At 61.0% G+C, this 18032-nt stretch carries 13 protein-coding genes; 3 read left to right on the top strand and 10 right to left on the bottom strand.

The features are described from left to right. Nucleotides 1-205: 205 nt before the first annotated feature. From VC35_RS07225 to hflK (VC35_RS07210), 4 genes are read right to left on the bottom strand one after another with little or no spacing between them, the layout of a single operon-like run. Nucleotides 206-2116 (bottom strand): cation-translocating P-type ATPase, encoded by a 1911-nt coding sequence (locus tag VC35_RS07225; protein ID WP_046038824.1) that lies wholly within the window; start codon nt 2114-2116, stop codon nt 206-208. After that, a complete protein-coding gene (gene hflK, locus VC35_RS07220; RefSeq protein WP_046038822.1) occupies nt 2113-3171 on the bottom strand; it encodes a protease modulator HflK in 1059 nt (352 codons plus the stop codon). The genes VC35_RS07225 and hflK (VC35_RS07220) overlap by 4 nt, the downstream gene beginning before the upstream one ends. Next, the gene (hflC, locus tag VC35_RS07215) at nt 3168-4208 is read right to left on the bottom strand and encodes a protease modulator HflC (RefSeq protein WP_046038821.1); all 1041 of its coding nucleotides are present in this window, start codon (nt 4206-4208) and stop codon (nt 3168-3170) included. The genes hflK (VC35_RS07220) and hflC overlap by 4 nt, the downstream gene beginning before the upstream one ends. Next, the gene (gene hflK, locus VC35_RS07210) at nt 4205-6163 is read right to left on the bottom strand and encodes a protease modulator HflK (RefSeq protein WP_046038819.1); all 1959 of its coding nucleotides are present in this window, start codon (nt 6161-6163) and stop codon (nt 4205-4207) included. Before hflK (VC35_RS07210) ends, hflC begins: the two co-directional genes overlap by 4 nt. Before the next feature lie 214 nt (nt 6164-6377). Here hflK (VC35_RS07210) and lpdA point away from each other — a divergent pair, with 214 nt between their 5' ends. Further along, on the top strand, nt 6378-7778 hold the full coding sequence (gene lpdA, locus VC35_RS07205; protein ID WP_046038817.1) for a dihydrolipoyl dehydrogenase: 1401 nt from the start codon (nt 6378-6380) through the stop codon (nt 7776-7778). 111 nt (nt 7779-7889) lie between these two features. Here lpdA and VC35_RS07200 read toward each other — a convergent pair whose 3' ends face one another. Next, nucleotides 7890-8363 carry an Lrp/AsnC family transcriptional regulator gene (locus tag VC35_RS07200; RefSeq protein WP_008045644.1) on the bottom strand — a complete coding sequence of 158 codons (474 nt, stop codon included), beginning with the start codon at nt 8361-8363 and terminating at the stop codon, nt 7890-7892. 145 nt (nt 8364-8508) lie between these two features. Between VC35_RS07200 and VC35_RS07195 the strand changes: the two genes are divergently transcribed. Continuing rightward, nucleotides 8509-9138, top strand: coding sequence for a LysE family translocator (locus VC35_RS07195; protein ID WP_046038815.1), 630 nt, complete (start codon nt 8509-8511; stop codon nt 9136-9138). 3 nt (nt 9139-9141) lie between these two features. Here the strand turns inward: VC35_RS07195 and VC35_RS07190 are convergent, their stop codons facing one another. The 5 genes from VC35_RS07190 to VC35_RS07170 all read right to left on the bottom strand — a co-directional run bounded on the left by VC35_RS07190 (nt 9142) and on the right by VC35_RS07170 (nt 16293). Then, a complete protein-coding gene (locus tag VC35_RS07190; protein WP_046038814.1) occupies nt 9142-11259 on the bottom strand; it encodes a hypothetical protein in 2118 nt (705 codons plus the stop codon). After that, complete coding sequence (locus VC35_RS07185) at nt 11246-12442, bottom strand: DUF3142 domain-containing protein (RefSeq protein ID WP_046038813.1); 1197 nt, start codon at nt 12440-12442, stop codon at nt 11246-11248. The genes VC35_RS07190 and VC35_RS07185 overlap by 14 nt, the downstream gene beginning before the upstream one ends. Nucleotides 12443-12551: 109 nt before the next feature. Next, on the bottom strand, nt 12552-14582 hold the full coding sequence (locus tag VC35_RS07180; protein WP_046038811.1) for a pyridoxamine 5'-phosphate oxidase family protein: 2031 nt from the start codon (nt 14580-14582) through the stop codon (nt 12552-12554). A 63-nt stretch (nt 14583-14645) separates the two neighbouring features. Continuing rightward, nucleotides 14646-15272 carry a glutathione S-transferase family protein gene (locus VC35_RS07175; protein WP_046038809.1) on the bottom strand — a complete coding sequence of 209 codons (627 nt, stop codon included), beginning with the start codon at nt 15270-15272 and terminating at the stop codon, nt 14646-14648. Between the two features lie 118 nt (nt 15273-15390). Further along, a complete protein-coding gene (locus tag VC35_RS07170; RefSeq protein ID WP_046038807.1) occupies nt 15391-16293 on the bottom strand; it encodes a LysR family transcriptional regulator in 903 nt (300 codons plus the stop codon). Between the two features lie 567 nt (nt 16294-16860). Between VC35_RS07170 and VC35_RS07165 the strand changes: the two genes are divergently transcribed. Then, entirely contained in the window at nt 16861-18018 is a 1158-nt protein-coding gene (locus tag VC35_RS07165; RefSeq protein WP_046038806.1) for an AI-2E family transporter, read from the top strand. Nucleotides 18019-18032: the final 14 nt, after the last annotated feature.

Below are 18032 nucleotides of genomic sequence, written 5' to 3'. Positions count from 1 at the left end.
TGTTTCAGACGTCTAAACAGAGGGTAGACCATCTTTGAAAAATAGCTGGCTATCGAATTAATAGCCGATTTCAATGATTCGCGACGCCTACACCTGCCGCCGCGAACGCACAAAATGATGTGCCCTCATCTCCAATGACTACGAACCGGGCGCACAGTTCTAAAAAGATTAAGCCAAGTGATTACCCGGTTTAGAGCATTCGCCTTCAGGTTTCGTCCTTGAGCTTGAGCAACGGTTCCTGGAACCGCAGCAAACGACCGGCATTGCCCAACACCAACAAGGTGCTGAGATTATGCAGCAGCGCCGCAATCATCGCCCCGGCAGCGCCAAGCCAGCCGAACGCGGCGAAGGCCACGATCGCCAAGGTCCAGCCCAATCCGATAATCACATTGACCTGCAACGTCTGGCGGCACTGACGACTCAGGCGCACGCAGGTGCCGAGGCGGCGCAGATCACTGCCGATCAGCACGATGTCTGCAGATGCCAGGGCGATGTCCGCACCGCCCGCGCCCATGGCCACACCGACCACGCCAGCCTTGAGGGCCAGGGAGTCGTTGATGCCATCGCCGACCACCATTGGCCGGAAGCCGCTGTCGATTTCCTTGAGCACACGGTTCAGCTTGTCTTCGGGCAGGGCTTGCGCTTCGACGTCACTGATTCCGACATCCCGAGCGAGCGTTTGCGCAACGCTGTGCCGGTCACCGGTGAGCAACAACTGGCGACCCAATCCGAGGTCGCGCAACTCACCCAAGGCAAATTGCGCCTCGGGTTTGACGCTGTCGGCCAACAACAGCCAGGCGAGGAATTCACCGTTGAGCGCCAGCCCTGCAATAGGGCCGTCATGATCGGGAACCTCCGTTGTACTGATGCCCAGTTGCGCAAACAACTCCGGCCGGCCGAGCGCCGCTTCGCCCTGCTCGGTCATTGCCACCACGCCCAAACCCTGGCGCTCATGAATGTCAGAAAGCAGCAGGAAATGCTCCTGGGTCACCAACCCCGCAAGCGCACGGCTGACCGGGTGACTGCTGGCCGAGCCGAGGCTGGCGGCGAGCTTCAGGACATGGCTGCGATCCTCCAACGGACTGTCGATGGATTGCAGGCGCAAGGTGCCGAAGGTCAGCGTCCCGGTCTTGTCGACCACCAGCGAAGTAAGGTCCGCCAACTCTTCAAGGAACGCAGAACTGCGGATCAATATCCCGTGGCGTGCCGCTACCGCTACCCCGGCAATCGCCGTGGCCGGTGCCGACAACACCAACGCACAAGGACAGGCCGCCACCAACACCGCGAGCATCGCTTGAGCGTTGTTGGTGATGAACCAGGTCACGGCGGCCAGCAGCAACACCAGCACCATATAGCTGCCCGCGTAACGCTCAAGCAAACGAGTGATCGGCGGTTTCGAGCGCTCGGCGTTTTGCATCAGGGCGATGACTTTGCCGAGGGTCGATTCCTGGCCGGTGCGGGTCACTTCGATTCGCAGCAGACCGTCGAGGTTGATCGCGCCACCAAACACCGACATACCGACGCCCGCCTCCATCGGTACCGATTCGCCGGTAATGGAGGCGGTGTCCAGGCTGGCCTGGCCGGATAACACCCGACCATCCGCCGGCACCCGGTCCCCCGCCCGCACCTCGACAAAGTCGCCAGCCTTGAGCGTGCCGTTGTCGACTTCAATGATCGAGCCGTCCGCCTGAACCTTGCGTGCATGGCTGCGGGTCAGTTTGCCGAGGGCATGAATCGCCTCCTGGGAACCGATCACGCTGCGCTCCTCCAGCACGTGACCGAAGATCATGATGATCGGCAACAGGGCCGCCGTCAGCAGATCCCCGGTGGCCCAGGCACCCAGCATGGCCAGGGCAATCAATTGATCGGTGATGCCGTGCAGGCTTGGATAGCGCAGGCTGTACCAGGCCGAGCGCATGACCGGTATGGCAACCAGCAGCGAGGCAAAGCCCAGCAGTAGCTGACTGACACCGGTTTGCTCTGGCGCCAGCCAACGCCAGATCAGTCCCAGCGCGAGCAGGCCCAATGCGAGCATGGCCAGGGTCAACTGGCGCGCGGCGCGGAGCTGTTCGGCCGAAGACAACAGGCTCGGTGCGACGGCGGTTTGAGCGGTCATTGTGCAGCTCCCTGAATGATCAGGCGGGAATCGTCTTTGGGGTCGACCGTCGTGACGGAGCCGGCCTGGCCGAGGATTTTCGGTATCCGCTCGCGATAAATGCGCAGCAGCATTTGCGGGTCAGTACCTTGCTGCTGTGCCTTGGCCAGGCTCAACACAGTGGCCGTGTCGGTGGATGCTTTGGCCAGTCGTTCACTGGCCTGAGCATGGGCAACTTGTAGTGTTCTGTCGGCTTGCTCGTTGGCAGTTTGCGTCAGCTTTTCGGCTTCGGTACGCGCATTGGCCACGGCTTTGTCCGCCTGCTGACTGGCTGTCAGGACCGCATTGAAGGCATTGACCGCCGGGCTTGGCAGACTTGATTGCACATCGACCCGCGCCACCTCGATCCCCAATCCCTGCCCCGTCGCCGTGAGTTCGGCAAGACGCTGGTTGATGCCCTGCACCAGATCGCCACGCAAGCGTTCGCGTCTTTCAGCCGCCTGACTGTCAGCGCCGATCAGCTCTGGCCGGGCGACCAGGATGGTGTCCAAATCCCGTGCGGCGGTGAGTGCCACAGCGCTGCGGGTGACCAATCGATCCAGTGCCGGCAACACATGTTCGCCTTGAAGCACGAACGCATAGGGCTCGGTGACTTTGTAGAAAACCCGCACATCCAGTTGCACCACACCGGCATCACCCGTTAACAGGTAGCCGGAGCCTGCGAGGGCATCGCTGATGGGCGTGGCAAAACTGGCCACGCGATCTGCCTGTATTGCGGCACCACTGCGCAACAGTCCATCCACTCGACGCTCGATCACCCGATCCGCCGCCGGCAACAAAATCACCTGCTCAAACGGTTGCGGCCAGGCCAACAACAGCCCGGCATTCTGAATGCGATCCAGCGCACCGAAATGCAAAACCACCGCACGATTCTGCGGATCGATCTGCCGCACATTGGAAAACGCCCACGCCAATGCCGCCAACACCGTCACCGCGTACAATGCCAGAAATGCCAAGCGCCCGGCCTGAATCCAGGGGCTGCTCAACTCATTTGTTCCACGTGGAACCAAATTCATGGCTGCGATCCGGACTTGTTGTCGAGGCTCGGCGGACCGTCAACCAACACCCGGAACGGTGCGGCATCGGTGCGCAGGATCAGCTTGGTCCCGGGCGTTACCACCGTGCCCAAGGTGTCGAGCGAGCGCAGCAGGTTGTAAAGCTGCGGCGATCCCGCATAGGCGCGACCGTAAATCTGCGCCGCTTCCACGCGCGATTGCGCTTCGATATCCGCCGCTTTCACCGTGGCATCGGCCTGCACAATTCGCGCATCACGCTCAGCGGCGGAACGAATTTGCGCGGCCTCACGCTTGCCGATGGCCGTGCGCTCAGTTGCAATGGTTTCACGCTCGGCGCGCATCCGGTCGACGGTCGCCGTGAGCGTCACCGAAGGCAGCGTCAATCGTTCGATACCGACTTGCAACACGCGCACGCCATAAGTGGTGAGCAGCTGCTGATCGATTTGCTTGCGCAGTTGTGCTTCGAAATCGGCAATGCGCACCTGGCTGGCATCGGTATTGACCAGGCTCGCCAGATCAAAACTGCTGGCGGTGGTTTCCAGTGCGGAGCCGACAAAGGTGCGAATCTGCCGCGCGGCTTCATCGGGCTGGTTCTGCACCGCGCGCATGAAACGTTGCACATTGTCCGGATCGCCCTGCACCTGCCACGCCACGTAGGCCTGAACGATGATGCGCAAACCGTCCCGCGTGCCCACATCCTGCAAACCGCTGGACGTGGTGCGCAGTCGCAGGTCCACCGGGATCGCCGCCTCGAACGGTGCCGGCCAGCGCCAACCCAGTCCCGGCTCCAGCAAGACTCGCGATGGATTGCCGAAGCGCGTGATCACTGTGGCTTCACCTGAGCGCACCTGCACCAGGCTTGCGGCAGCGACCGCAAATGCCACCAGCAATGCCGCCCACCCCATCCGACGCCATGGGAATGGACCGGCCTCCTGCGGATCGCCGTGATGATGGTGATGGCCGTGGTGGTGATGCCCGCCATGGCCGTGATCGTGGCCGGCGTGGTCATCGTGATCGTGGGAATGGGACTGGCTCAATTGGCAGCTCCTGGCTGAGCGGTTTTACGCGACGGCGCAGGGTCAACCGGCAGCGTAAAAGTACGGAGGTCGATGGTCGGCGCATTGCTGCTGCCGCCCAGACGATGATCGAGCACCAGCAATCTGGCGTTGGCCAAACCCTGGGACAACTGACTGAAATACTGCTCCAGCACGAAGGCCTGGCCAGCGCTGGCATAGGCTTTCCGCTCGGCGTTGAATTTCAGGTCTGCGGCCTGGGCGCCAGCGTTTATTTCACGGGCACTGGCCGTCGCCTGATCGCGGGCGATGCTGGCCTGCAACTGCGCCTGGTTGGTGGCCTCGGCGGCGGCGCCGCGTTCACGGGCGATCAAGGCTTGCGCGCCAATCTGCGCCGCTTGCACGCCGTGATAGGCATTGGCTGCACCAGCCGGCGGGTGAATCGCCTCGACCACCGTGGCGAGAATCTCTACGCCGCTGTCGAGTTTTTTCAAGTCAGCCTGGACGGCGCGGCCGATTTCTTCGGCCAGCCCTACCCTGTCCTCGCCAAGCAATCCGTCGAGGGTACGCGAGGCGAAGTCGTGAACCAGGATTCGGCTGGCGGTGCTGCGAATCAACATCGGCACATCGGCACTGTTATAGGTCGCAGCCAACGCTGCCTCATCGCTCAGGCCGATGCGATAGACGAAGCGCACGTCCATGTTGACGATCTGAAAGCTCTGCCTGTCGGCTCGGCTGCTGGCGATCACCTGGGATTTGTCGTTCACATGGCTGGCGTCCCACAGGCGATTGGCAATTGCCGGGGCCGGGCCTTCGGCGGGGTCGGCCTGAATGGGGGCTGTGGTTTCGCCAACACTGGTGGCCAACTCGTGAACCACGCCATTCTCGACACTCAACACCCGGCCCAAAGGCCAAGGCAAACCCATATGCAAACCTGGGCCGAACACCTCCACTGGCTTACCGAATCGTTCGTAGATGCCACGCCCTTGCAGGGCAATTTCGTGAATGCCGGTCAGCGACCAGCCAACGAGCGACACCACCGCCAACACCGGCAGGAACGCCCGACGCATGTAAGTGAAAGCCCAGATCTGCCGCAGATCGATGCCGAAGCGGTTATGCAATTCGTGCTGCAACGCCAGCAATGGCTGTGGTGGCCAGCGCAGCATGTCAGCAATAAAGCTACGCGCCAACAGCTCTGGCTCAAGGCGGTCGCGGCGCGGGCTGAACAATGACAACACCGCGCGTAGTAACAGTTCTGCCGCCACCAGCCCCGGCAGCAGTCCGATCAACACCGCCAGGCGTACGGGCCATACCGAGGTTTCATCGGCAAACAACAGACAAAAAGCACCGAGCACCAAGCTGATGATCGCCACACGGATCAATTGCGCCAACGTAGCGGCTTCGGGCCATTGCGTGGTGTTCTCCTGCGCCAGATGGCGCTCCATCACCAACAGGCCGAACGCCAGCAGCAAGAAGCACGCTGCCCCGACAGTGGCCGACAGGCCCAACGCTGCCGGGGGCAACGTGAGGTTCCAGGCCTGTTCCACGCCCAATACCGCCAATAATGCCCAGCCGCCAAGCCACAACGTCGGCGCGCCGATTTGCCCGAGCAAGTGCTGCGATTGCCGGCCGATCCGGTCCAGCAAGCGTTCATACCACCCCGAAGGCACGACAGATTCGTCGATAACAACCACCGGGACTTCGGGATTCATGGCGCGGGCACGCCACTGGGCTACCCACCAGGCCGATTGCGTACCCGCCATCAACACCACAGACGCCGCGCTCAGGTTCAGCAACAACGCTGGCCACAGTGTTTGCGACGAAAACAGTCCGGCAAAAAACGCCAGCAGCACACCCACCGTCGCGAATACGCCCGCGCCGATGGCGAACTGGCGCAAACGCCGCCCTTGAATGAACGCCTGCTGAAAGCGCGGCAACCCGGCTAACGGCGTTTCATCAACATCGAGATCGACTTGCATACCACCCCAGAGTGTCTTCGCTTACAGGACAATTCGTTACGATATAACGAAAATGGTGAAATTTCCGTATTCAAGCGCGCTATCTAAAGATGCCCATCCTGTCGCTTACCTGAAGCCTTGACCGAAATGAGGCACAATGCACATATTACGTTCGTAATTTTATCCAGGAACTACTTTTACCCATCCTTTCCCCTTTCGATCCAGGAGTACATCCATGAGCACTTATGACGTCGTGATACTCGGCGGAGGCCCCGGTGGTTACAACGCGGCGATCCGCGCCGGACAACTGGGTCTGAAAGCTGCCTGCGTAGAAGGACGCGCCACACTCGGCGGCACCTGCCTGAACGTCGGCTGCATGCCATCCAAGGCGTTGCTGCATGCCTCCGAACTGTACGACGCCGCCATGGGTGCGGAATTCGCCAACCTGGGGATCGACGTCAAACCCAGCCTCAACCTCGCCCAGATGATGAAGCAAAAGAATGAAAGCGTTACCGGGCTGACCAAAGGCATCGAGTTTCTTTTCCGCAAGAACAAGGTCGACTGGATCAAAGGCTGGGGCCATATCGACGGGCCGGGCAAAGTCACGGTGACCGATAGCGCCGGCGGCATGACCGAGTTGAGCGCCAGGGACATCATCATCGCCACTGGTTCCGAGCCCACGCCCCTGCCCGGTGTAGACATCGATAACAAACGCATCCTCGACTCCACCGGCGCCCTGGCACTGACCGAGGTGCCCAAGCATCTGGTGGTGATCGGCGCTGGCGTGATCGGCTTGGAACTGGGTTCGGTCTGGCGACGCCTTGGGGCGCAGGTCACGGTGGTCGAGTTTCTCGACCGGATCTGCCCCGGCGTGGACATCGAAGCCGGCAAAACCCTGCAACGCTCACTGAGCAAGCAAGGCTTGAGTTTCAAATTGAGTTCCAAAGTGACCAGCGCCACCAGCTCCGCCAATGGCGTTCAGCTCAGCATCGAGCCTGCCGCTGGTGGTGCCGCAGAGTTGCTGGAAGCCGATTATGTGCTGGTGGCCATCGGGCGCCGACCTTATACACAGGGCCTGGGCCTGGAGAACGTCGGCCTCGCCACCGACAAGCGCGGCATGCTCGCCAATAAAGGACATCGCACCGAAGCCGCCGGGGTCTGGGTGATTGGAGACGTAACCTCAGGTCCCATGCTCGCCCACAAGGCCGAGGACGAAGCCATGGCCTGCGTCGAGCAGATCGTCGGCAAGGCGGGCGAGGTCAATTACAACCTGATTCCCAGTGTCGTCTACACCAAACCGGAACTGGCCAGCGTCGGCAAGACCGAAGAGCAACTCAAGGCGGAAGGCCGGGCGTACAAGGTCGGCAAGTTTCCCTTCACCGCCAACAGCCGGGCGAAGATCAATCACGAAACCGAAGGCTTCGCCAAAGTGCTGGCCGATGAGCGCACGGACGAAGTCCTCGGCGTGCATCTGGTCGGCCCGAGCGTCAGTGAAATGATTGGCGAATACTGCGTGGCCATGGAGTTCAGCGCCTCGGCCGAAGACATCGCCCTGACCTGCCACCCACACCCGACCCGCTCCGAGGCCTTGCGCCAGGCGGCGATGGATGTGGAAGGGATGGCGACGCAGATGTAATCCAAAGGACTGGCGGTGACGGGGCCACCGCCTTCGCGAGCAGGCTCGCTCCCACAAGGTTTGCGCTGTACCTGTGGGAGCGGGCTTGCTCGCGAAGGCAGGCGACTCGGTCTAAAGCGGCAAATGCTCCAGCGGCAACGACCCCGGGGCCTTCACCGTATGAATCGCAAAGTTGCTGCGGATGTCACTCACCCCCGGCAGCTTCAGCAATCGCCCGGTGAGAAACCGGTCATAGGCGCGCAAGTCCGGCACCACCACCTGCAGCAGAAAATCCGACTCCCCTGACACCAGAAACGCCGAAATCACCTCGGGCAATGCCGTTACCGCCAGGCGAAAGGCTTCGGCTTGTTCATCGTTATGACGCTCGACCTTGACCCCGACAAACACCGTCAGCCCCAATCCCACTTCATCGCGATCAAGATTGGCCTGGTAGCCGCGAATCACCCCCGCCTCTTCAAGCATCCGAACCCGACGCAAGCATGGCGATGCCGACAGGCCGATCTCGTCTGCCAGTTGCACGTTGCTCAGGCGGCCATCCCGTTGCAGCGCGGCGAGAATCTTGCGGTCGTAGGCGTCGAGTTTCATGGTTTGGCAGATCCTGATGGTTCAATCTTGATTAAGTGGCAGATTATGCCAATACACGACCCGATAGAAGCTGACAACGCAAGCACCTGCCCCGCCCTCCAGCCCTAGACTGGTACGACCAAATCGACAACGAACGGGGTGCAACATGCAAGGTCTCTGGCTGTTTTTCATGGCACTGGCAGTGGTCTACCTGTTGCCGGGGCCCGACATGATCCTGCTGTTGCAGACCGGTGCCCGCCAAGGCAAAAGCGCCGCGCTGGCCACGGCCGTGGGCCTGGGCATCGCCCGGGGTTGTCATGTGGCATTGGCGGCGCTGGGGCTGGCGGCACTGTTCAAGGCGGCGCCCTGGACCTTCGACGTGGTGCGCCTGGCCGGCGCCGCGTATCTGCTGTGGATCGGCATTCAGTGCCTGCGAACTACGATGCTGCCAAGCCTCACCAGCGCCGACGCAACCGGCGAAAAAACGCGCTGGGGTACAGCCATCCGACGCGGACTGCTGACCAACCTGCTCAACCCCAAGGCACTGCTGTTCTGCTCGGTGCTGCTGCCGCAATTCATCAACCCACAGGCCGGGCCGGTGCTCGGGCAATTTGCGACGTTGGGCGTGGTGCTGGTCGGCGTCGGTTTGCTGTTCGACAGCGCCTACGCTTTGATCGGCGCGGCACTCGGCCGTTGGCTGCAACGCAGCCCCTCAGCCCAGCGCCTGCAACAATGGTTGTTCGGCAGCCTGTTGATCGGTTTCGCCGTGCGGCTGACCTTTGTGCAACAGGCTTGAACCTCACTGCGCCTTGCGGCTGCGACGTTTGAACATCAATAGCGCGGCTGCCGCGAACACCACTACGCTACCGATCTGTAACGGCGTCTTGTACGGTCGCAAAGCCGAACGCGCAGCATCGGTGACTTGGGTCACGTAGCGTTTGTCGGCGTTCTCGAAGTCGGGGTACGGGCACTGGTGGCCGAAATCGGCGGCCCATTCCACGTAAGGCCCTTCTTTGACATAACGCTGATAAATCGCACTTTGCTCCTCGAGGCTGCTGTTCCACCCCGAGGCCTCGCACAGCACCGCCGCAAACGCCTGACTGGTGTGAGGCAAGTTATCCGCCGCCTTGCTCGCCAGCGCCGTGGCCACAAAACGATAGTGATAACGCTGATCTGGCTGGGCAGCGCTGGCCTGCTGGCGCTTCACTTCGTCCTCGGCCACCAATGGACCGACCTTGAGTTCGTCGTTTACCAGGGTGAAGTTACCGCCGAAGGTGGCGTAGTCCGGCGCCATCTCGTAGCCCAGAATGTCCATACCCCACTCGCGGGCCGTCCAGGCCGCATTGAACAGCGCAGCGGCGCGACGGGTCGGCCACCAGGCTGAATCAGCCGCCAGACGTTGCTCGCCATACAATCTCGCCTTGTGCCGCAAGCCGTCATTGTCGAAGTATGCCGGCGCTTGCTCGTAATGCCCCTCGCGCAACAAACGCCGACCCAGCAGATTGCGCAGGCTCGCCGCCACCGGCAAGGGCACGTAGTTGTCGCGGTCCAGCTGACTGAGCGGCGGCGGTGCCGGTACTTGAGTGTCGACGTAGTGCTTGAGTTCTTCGAGGGTCAACACGCGCTCGGCAACGGTGGCGGCGTCGAACCAGTAAATGCTTTGGCTGCGATACAGCTGATCGAAGGCTTGCAGGTAATCCCCGCGTTGCAGGGCCAGGATCGCGCTTTCACCCTCGACCCGGCATTTGGGCTGGAGCGTTTCGTAATCATAGTCCGGGGTTCGGCGCTCGCCCCAGGACTCATTCTGCGGGAAGGCCTGGGCCGCTTTGGCATAGGCTGCGGCGGCCGCACTCTTATCGCCCTCGCGCACCGCCAGTTTTGCCCGCAACCACCAGGCCAAACCGCCATCGCCAGCATGCTCGAGGAAAGCCTTGGCGCTGGCGTAATCACCCTGTTGATAATTCATCGCCGCCAGGCGGTCGGCGTTTTCGAGACTGCCACGGGTACTGTTTTGCAGCAGCTTGATCATTTTTTGTTCGTTGGGCGGTTGATCGCCGAACGACCAACCCAACCGGCTGATCAGCGATGCGGTCACCAGTTGCTGCACTGGCTGGCCCTTGAGCAACTCGGCCACTTGATCCTCCGGCAGCGTCATCAGGTCCGCCATCAACAGCTTCAGCGATTCGTACCCCACCGCGGAGCCGTGCAGATTTTGCGTGGCGTACAACTCGATGGCGCGGTTCCAGTCGCCGGCGGTGCGCACCACCCGGGCTTCTTCACCGAGGCTGGCGACACCCAGTTCCAGTGGATCGCTGAAGCCGTCGATGCTCAGTTGCCGGGCTTGCTCGAAGGCCTTGGCGGATTGTTCGAGCAGATCCGGAGCCGCATCGGCTTCGGCGCTCATGGCGAACAATGCGCGACCCAACGAGTAAGCCGCCCAGGTGCTGCGCGAAGCCCGTTGCTCGGCGGGTAGGGCCAGCACTTTCTTGAAATACCCGGCGGCCAAGGCAGGATCACCCGCGCCAAATGCCACGGCACCCGCCAGATACAGCCTGTGCTCAAGCGGCAGTTGCGCCCCTTCGGTTTCAACCTGACGGGGATCCGTCAGGCTGCGCAGGTGTTTCACCAACAGCTGTTGCTCGGCGGAAAGCCCCACCTGCTCGGCTTGATCGCGCAGCGCTACAAGGTCAGGTTCATCGCTGTTGTCGGCGCCAGCAGTAACGTTCTTCAACCCGTTGATGGCGTGGCCGAGGCGGCTGATTTCAAAGCTGAAGTTGCCTTCCGGCAGTTCCGCCAGCGACTGGCCTCGGTTATCCAGCAGGCGCATGGGGAAGTCCGGGCCGCAGGCCAGCGCCGAACCCAGCGGCAGGCTGAGGCTCAGGCAAAGCAAATGACGCGGCCAGTTACGGGTGAACATTCGAACCTCCTTGATCAATGTGTGCGCAGCGAGCCCAACCAATGGCACGCTGTCCGCCGGCCGGTATTCGGCCATCGCGCAGGCGGGTGAAGGTAAGCAGATCCGGACGCTGTTGCAACGCATAACCGGCCAAGGCATCAGCCCCCTCACAACCGCTGACCGCCAGTGTCAGGTGTTCGGGCCAGGCGCGGTCGAGGTTGCCCTGGTTGCTGATGCCGATGTCATAGAGGCCATTGTCGGCCGAGAGTTTCAGTTTCAATTGACTGTCGAGGACATCACCACGCGCCACGGCGCGCAAGGTGGTCAAGCTCCAGGCCCGACGGTCGTTGGCCAATGGCAGGCGAAACCAGATCAGGCCCGCCAGATGTTTCGGTGGATCGGCCCGCAACTCGGTGCCGAGGGTGCGCAACGACGACGGATCGGCAAGTAATTCCCGGCGCAAGCCTTCGCGCTCCAGCGTCACTTCGCTTTCCACAACAGGCGCGCCGCCCGCCGACGGCAGCAACGCCACGCCATAAGCCGGCAGCGCCAGATAGAAAGGTTTAGTCGTGACGCGGCTCCAGGCCTTCGCCCATTGCCGAGCCTGATCGGCATCAAACAAGCCGCGACGCGGATCGCTCACCGCGTGCACCTGCAACACACTGCTGTCGACTGTTGATAACAGCGCCGGCAGTTCACGACTGTCGAGCCAGGACGGCAATGCGGTAATACTCAGGGGCAGCGAAGCCGGTAGTGCTTTACGCAAATGCGCGAGAAATTGGCGATACGCCGGTAGCCGGGCGTTACCGGCGTCGTGGTCGATTTCCACACCGGCGAGGTTCACCTCCTTTCCCTGCCAATCGCTGATCACCTGCCGGATTTGCGCCGTAACCTCATCCTGATCCAGCGCCTTGAGCTGCCCATCCAGGCGAATCACCGCAATCACCGGCCGGCCATCACGCTTGAGCAGTGCCGGGTCAATCCGCGCCCGACTCCAGCCGGCGTTGGGGAAAGCCTGCAAGGCCAGCACCCGCAACGTCGAAAAATCGGTGCGGCTGTCCCGGAGGGCTGCGTCGTGGGCCGGCGTCCACTGCCGCTGCCAGACGTAAAGCTGTTGATCCAGCGGCGGTGCATCCTGTCTTTCGCAACCGGTGGTGAGCACCAGCGCCATCAGCAAGACCATCGAGCGAGTGAAAAAAACCATTGAAACGCCTGTTCCTGAAATGCAGAAAGGGCCTCTGCGGCCCTTTTTCGTTCTGCTCACTACCCTACCCAGCCATCGACCGACGGGCAATGTTCGCCTGCAATGATCTTCAGATATCGAGTACCAACGGCTGTGCCCCCTGCGCCGGAATCGCACAGCAAATCAGCACCTGTCCGTCATCCGGCACCTCGGCTGGCGGCAGTGGGTAATGCACCTGACCGCTGATCAAGCGCGTCTTGCAGGTGCCGCAGGAGCCGCCACGACAACTGAATTCCGGGCGCAGGCCACGGCTTTCCGCCAACTCCAGCAAGCTGCCGCCGTCTGGCTGCCAGCGCGCTTCCTTGGCCGAACGCTGGAACACTACGGGCACGGACGTGGTTGCGGCTGGCGGTTGCTCGATCACCACCGCATCGGGGTCCGGTCGCCGGCGCAAGGTGGACGGGCCGAAGGTTTCGGCGTGAATCCGCGAATCGCGAATGTCCAACTCGCGCAAGCCGTCGTACAGCGCCTGGGTAAAACTCCCGGGACCACAGACGACAAAATCCAGCTGATCGTAGTCCTCGACTGTCAGCAGATTCTTGAGCAGCGCGACGTCGATCCGTCCACTGAGGTCGAAGTCCTCTCCTTGTATCGCCTCGGCTTCCGGTTGACTGAGCAAACGCACCACCCGCACCGCGTCCCCGGCATCCTCAAGCAAGCGATCCAGCTCCCGGTGAAACGGCTGCTCGGCCAGCGTGCGCGAACTCTGGATGAACCATGTCGGCCGGATACGGCGGGTGCGCAATCCCTGGTAAACCACCTCCCGCAGCATCGACAACAACGGCGTGATGCCGACTCCGGCCGCCAGCAACACCAATGGCCGACGCTCATGGGGCGCCACGGTGAAATGCCCTTGCGGCGCCCGCGCTTCCAATAAGTCGCCGACACGAATCTGCTCATGCAAATGCGTAGACACCCTTCCGTCACGCTTCACGCTGATGCGGAAAAAATCATCGGACGGTGCACTCGACAAACTGTACGTGCGGATGTGCACATCGCCGTCAATGTTGAAGCGCAGGGGTAGATGCTGCCCGGCCTGGAACAGTGGCAACCCTGCTTCATCGGCAGGCTCCAGGTAAATCGAGCGAATGCTGTGGCTTTGCGCTTCAATCCGCGTCACCCGCAACGGCCGCCATTGATCGCCCAAGGCCTTGGCCTGCAAACGCGCCTTGGCCTGCTCCCATGTGCCGGTGAGCAAGCTGGTAGGTGAAACACCGTCGAAGCGCCAGCGCAACGACAGGGCAGCCGGGCGACGGACCACCTGCTCGACATCGATTGTCCACAGGCGCTCGGCTCCCTGGAACGCCTCGACCTGAGGACCATCAAGGATGATTTCGGTGCGCCCACGGAGCTGCAGCAAATCACCGGTATTGAAATCGATGAACAACAACCCGGCCCGGGGATTGAGCAGCAGGTTGCCTAGGGTGTTGAAATGCAGGTTGCCGGCGAAATCCGGAATGGTCAGGCGATTGCCTTCCACCTGTACGAAACCGGCCTGACCGCCACGGTGAGAAACATCCACCGAACGCTTGCCATCGACATCCACATAACTGGCAACGAAGAACGTGTCCGACTCAGCGATCATGGCTTTGGCCGCGTCATCCAGTTCGTTGAAATGCTGGGAGACACGCGTCGAGGGATCGGCCAGCGGCACCGAGCGAAACTGGCGCAACTGAATGTACTGCGGGCAATTGCCGAAGGACTGGTCCACCGTCACCGCGAAACCGCCCGCGGTCATGGCACGGACATGCCCATTGATGCGGTTGCGGCGGCGGGTATGCAACTCGATGCCCAACAGGCCAATGGCCGAGCCATCGCTCAACTGCGCGGGATCATCAAAGGCCGGCAGGCTGCGAAATTGCAGCAAGCCAGGTTCTGGCGAGTGTGCGAAACCGGGCTGACCTTCAAGGATGCTGGCCCAGGGATGATCGTCGGCATCCACCGCTGCGTACAGCATGAACGGCAATTGCTGATAGAAGGTGCGGTGCTGGTCCGGCATCTCGCTGCGAATCACCTTACGACCGAACGCCTCCATTCGTTCGGCAACGCCCACATGTGCCTGCAGTTGTTTCTCGCCGGCATGCCAGGGTGAACGGTCCATACGGTTTCTCCCTTGCGCCACTGGCGCAGTACGGGGTGGCCCGACAACACCGGGCCACCAGCATCAGGCAGTTTTTTGCAGACCGGCGACGGTGCGCGGCATGCCGACAAAACCTGGCAAGGCTTCGATGCGGGCCAGCCAGGCGCGAATGTTGGCGTACTCGTCCAGCGACACATTGCCCTCAGGCGCGTGGGCGATGTAGCTGTAGGCGGCGACATCGGCAATCGTCGGCTCAGTGCCGGCCAGATACGGCGTATTGGCCAGTTCGTGATCGATCACTTTGAGCACGGTATGGGCATAGGCAATCACTTCCGCAGCGTTGTAAGACGCGCCAAACACGGTGATCAATCTTGCCCGGGCAGGGCCGAAGGCAATCGGACCGGCAGCCACCGACAACCAGCGCTGGACCTTGGCGGCCCCTACCGGATCAGCCGGCAGCCAGCGACCATTGCCATACTTTTGCGCCAGGTAAACCAGAATCGCGTTGGAGTCGGCCAACACCACGCCCTGATCATCAATCACCGGCACCTGACCGAACGCATTGAGCGCGAGGAACGCCGGTTGCTTGTGTTCGCCCTTGGCGAGGTCAACGAAGATCAATTCGGTCGGCAGTTTCAGCAGGGCCAGCATCAACTCGACACGATGGGCGTGGCCGGAACGTGGGAAGTTGTAGAGCTTGATCGCTTGCATGGTCGAGACCTCGGGTGAGTGCTGCTGTTCAGGAGAAAGGTGGTCGTATCTTCTACTCACATCAAAACCAACAGAATCACCAGCCAACGCAATCCATTATTTCAGTGACTGAAATAATTCAACGCTTGAGCGCCGGATGCTCGCGCAGGGTCTTCACCGCGAAATCGACAAAACTGCGCACCCGAGCCGGCGCTTTGCGCCCGCCCTGATAGACCACATGGATAGGCAACGGCGGCAACTCGAAGTCGGCCAGAATGATTTCCAGCTCGCCGGCGGCCACCTTGCTCGCCACTTGATAAGACAGTACTCGCGTGAATCCCAACCCCAGACAGGCTGCCGTGATGGCCGCCTGATTGGCCGTCACCACCAGTCGCGGTTCAGCCCGGACACTCAGGGTTTCGCCGTCTTCAATGAATGGCCAACTCCTGAGTTGGCCGATAGCCGAGGTCGCGATAATCGGCGCCTGGGCCAGTTCCCGGGGATGCCTGGGCCGACCATGGCTGGCCAGAAACTGTGGCGAGGCGCAGATCACCCGCCGCACCTCGCCCACGCGGATCGCATGCTGGTTGCTGTCGGGGAGTTCGCCGATGCGGATGGCCACATCGACGCCCTCCTCGACCACGCTCACCACCCGGTCCACCAGCAGCGCATTGATGCAGACCTCGGGGAATTGCGTCAGATAATTCACCATCAACGGCGTGACAAACAGCTCGCCAAACAAGACCGGTGCGGTGATGGTCAGTTGCCCACGGGGATAGATATGGCTGCCCGCAGCAGAGTCCTCGGCTTCCTGCACCTCGGCGAGAATTCTCCGACAGTCCTCCAGATATCGCTGGCCGGCCTCACTCAAGTACACACTTCGCGTCGTACGCGTGAGCAGTTGTGTGCCAATTCGCTTCTCAAGCGCCGCTACCGCCCGGGTAACGCTGGCCGCCGACAGACCCAAACCCCGCGCCGCCGCCGAAAATCCCTGCTCCTTGGCGACAGCAGCGAAGACCTGCATTTCCTGGAAGCGGTCCATGGGCCTGTCCTCATTTCAGATAGATAAATCGCAACCGAAGACCGGAATTTTAATCGCAAATGTTCAACAACATAGTTGGGCGCGCGACCATCAGATAGATCATTGGGCTACTGCACTCTAGCGTCTGCACCGTAAAAACCAAGCGTGTCACAAACCTTAATTATTGATAATTAATGAGGATTATTTTCTTGCGACGGGTGCGACAGTTGGCAATTATCCTGATCAGCCCGCTGCAACGGCTAATGCCCGGTAGAGAAAAGAGAGCCATTGGTTCAGATTCCAAACCGCTTCAGGCAATGGCTCGCAGCGGACTCCATCAACTGCAGCAGAATTCCAGCCGGTATAAACAGGCGGAATATACGACTGCTCCTATACTACAAACCACCCTGTTACCTATTGGGTTTTTGGTAGGTACCTCGTTGAAGTTTTCTCTACTTAAAGTAAGGCGTTATGGGTTTTTAACGCTTTGACGGCTGTCCGTCGATTTGCTTTATGGATTCACTAAGTAGGGGAGAGTTGAACTTCAACGGCCTGGCTAACCTGTGTGACACAGCAAGGAGTTCGACAATGTTGCGCACTAACATTTCTGCTAGAGCACTGTCCGGTGGTTTGCTCGACGTGCTGATTCGTGCCGGGTTGATTACGGTGCTGGTACTGTTCTGCTTCCAGATTTTCCACCCTTTCCTCAACCTCATGCTCTGGGCAATGATTCTGGCCATCACCCTGTATCCGCTGCATGGGCTCATCAAGCGCAAACTGGTCAACAAGGACGGTCGTGCCGCCACCCTGATCGTGGTGGTCGCCCTGGCTTTGCTGATGGTGCCGATCTACCTGCTGGGCACCTCGATCAGTGAATCGGTCCAGGGCACCCTGGCGATCCTCAAGTCCGATACGATGCAGATTCCGCTCCCCAGCGAAAAAATCGCTTCCCTGCCGCTCATTGGCAAACCGCTCTACGGCTACTGGATGCAGGCTGCCACCGACATGAGCAGCGTGGTGATGAAGGTGATGCCCTATATCAAGTCTGTCGGCCTGACCTTGTTGGGCAAAATGGCCGACGTTGGCGTGGGCTTTCTGTTGTTCATCGGCGCCCTGATCATTGCCGGCGTGCTCATGGCCTATGGCGAAAACGGCGAAAGAAGCGCCATGGCCATCACCTCGCGCCTTTCCGGTCCAGAGCGTGGCCCTCGCATTACCGAACTCTGCACTGCAACCATCCGCGCGGTCGCCCAGGGCGTGGTGGGCATCGCGTTCATTCAGATGTTGCTGGTTGGCGTGGGCTTCGTGCTCATGGGCGTTCCCGGTGCCGGGCTGCTGGCCATGGTGGCGCTGCTGATGGGGATCATGCAATTGCCGGTACTTCTGGTGACCATCCCGGTGATCGCCTATGTCTTCGCCACCGACGGCACCACCTTGGGCACTGTCGTGTTTGGCATCTACAGCCTGATCGCCGGGATGGCCGACAACGTCCTCAAGCCGTTGATGCTGGGTCGTGGCGTCGATGTACCCATGCCGGTGATTCTGATTGGCGCCCTGGGCGGCATGGTAAGCGGCGGCTTCATCGGTTTGTTCATCGGGCCGGTTGCGCTGGCGGTGGGCTACCAGCTGTTCTGGCAGTGGGTCCAGGACCAACCGACTGTCGAGGCAATGAACGAGACACCCGAGATCGAGGCGTTGAACGAGACACCGAAGACAGAGGCAATGAACGACCAGCGTCCTGTTTGAGGAGTTTGCGCTTG

The sequence above is a fragment of the Pseudomonas fluorescens genome (assembly GCF_000967965.1).
Taxonomy (GTDB): domain Bacteria; phylum Pseudomonadota; class Gammaproteobacteria; order Pseudomonadales; family Pseudomonadaceae; genus Aquipseudomonas; species Aquipseudomonas grandcourensis.
The sequence above is the reverse complement of the archived record's forward strand: the minus strand, read 5'-3'. Positions and strand labels throughout refer to the sequence as shown.

What these genes read in the sequence shown, in the direction of transcription:
- VC35_RS07225 (WP_046038824.1), bottom strand. Translation starts at nt 2,116, where the DNA reads ATGACCGCTCAAACCGCCGTCGCACCGAGCCTGTTGTCTTCGGCCGAA.
- hflK (WP_046038822.1), bottom strand. Translation starts at nt 3,171, where the DNA reads ATGAATTTGGTTCCACGTGGAACAAATGAGTTGAGCAGCCCCTGGATT.
- hflK (WP_046038819.1), bottom strand. Translation starts at nt 6,163, where the DNA reads ATGCAAGTCGATCTCGATGTTGATGAAACGCCGTTAGCCGGGTTGCCG.
- lpdA (WP_046038817.1), top strand. Translation starts at nt 6,378, where the DNA reads ATGAGCACTTATGACGTCGTGATACTCGGCGGAGGCCCCGGTGGTTAC.
- VC35_RS07200 (WP_008045644.1), bottom strand. Translation starts at nt 8,363, where the DNA reads ATGAAACTCGACGCCTACGACCGCAAGATTCTCGCCGCGCTGCAACGG.
- VC35_RS07195 (WP_046038815.1), top strand. Translation starts at nt 8,509, where the DNA reads ATGCAAGGTCTCTGGCTGTTTTTCATGGCACTGGCAGTGGTCTACCTG.
- VC35_RS07190 (WP_046038814.1), bottom strand. Translation starts at nt 11,259, where the DNA reads ATGTTCACCCGTAACTGGCCGCGTCATTTGCTTTGCCTGAGCCTCAGC.
- VC35_RS07185 (WP_046038813.1), bottom strand. Translation starts at nt 12,442, where the DNA reads ATGGTTTTTTTCACTCGCTCGATGGTCTTGCTGATGGCGCTGGTGCTC.
- VC35_RS07180 (WP_046038811.1), bottom strand. Translation starts at nt 14,582, where the DNA reads ATGGACCGTTCACCCTGGCATGCCGGCGAGAAACAACTGCAGGCACAT.
- VC35_RS07175 (WP_046038809.1), bottom strand. Translation starts at nt 15,272, where the DNA reads ATGCAAGCGATCAAGCTCTACAACTTCCCACGTTCCGGCCACGCCCAT.
- VC35_RS07170 (WP_046038807.1), bottom strand. Translation starts at nt 16,293, where the DNA reads ATGGACCGCTTCCAGGAAATGCAGGTCTTCGCTGCTGTCGCCAAGGAG.
- VC35_RS07165 (WP_046038806.1), top strand. Translation starts at nt 16,861, where the DNA reads ATGTTGCGCACTAACATTTCTGCTAGAGCACTGTCCGGTGGTTTGCTC.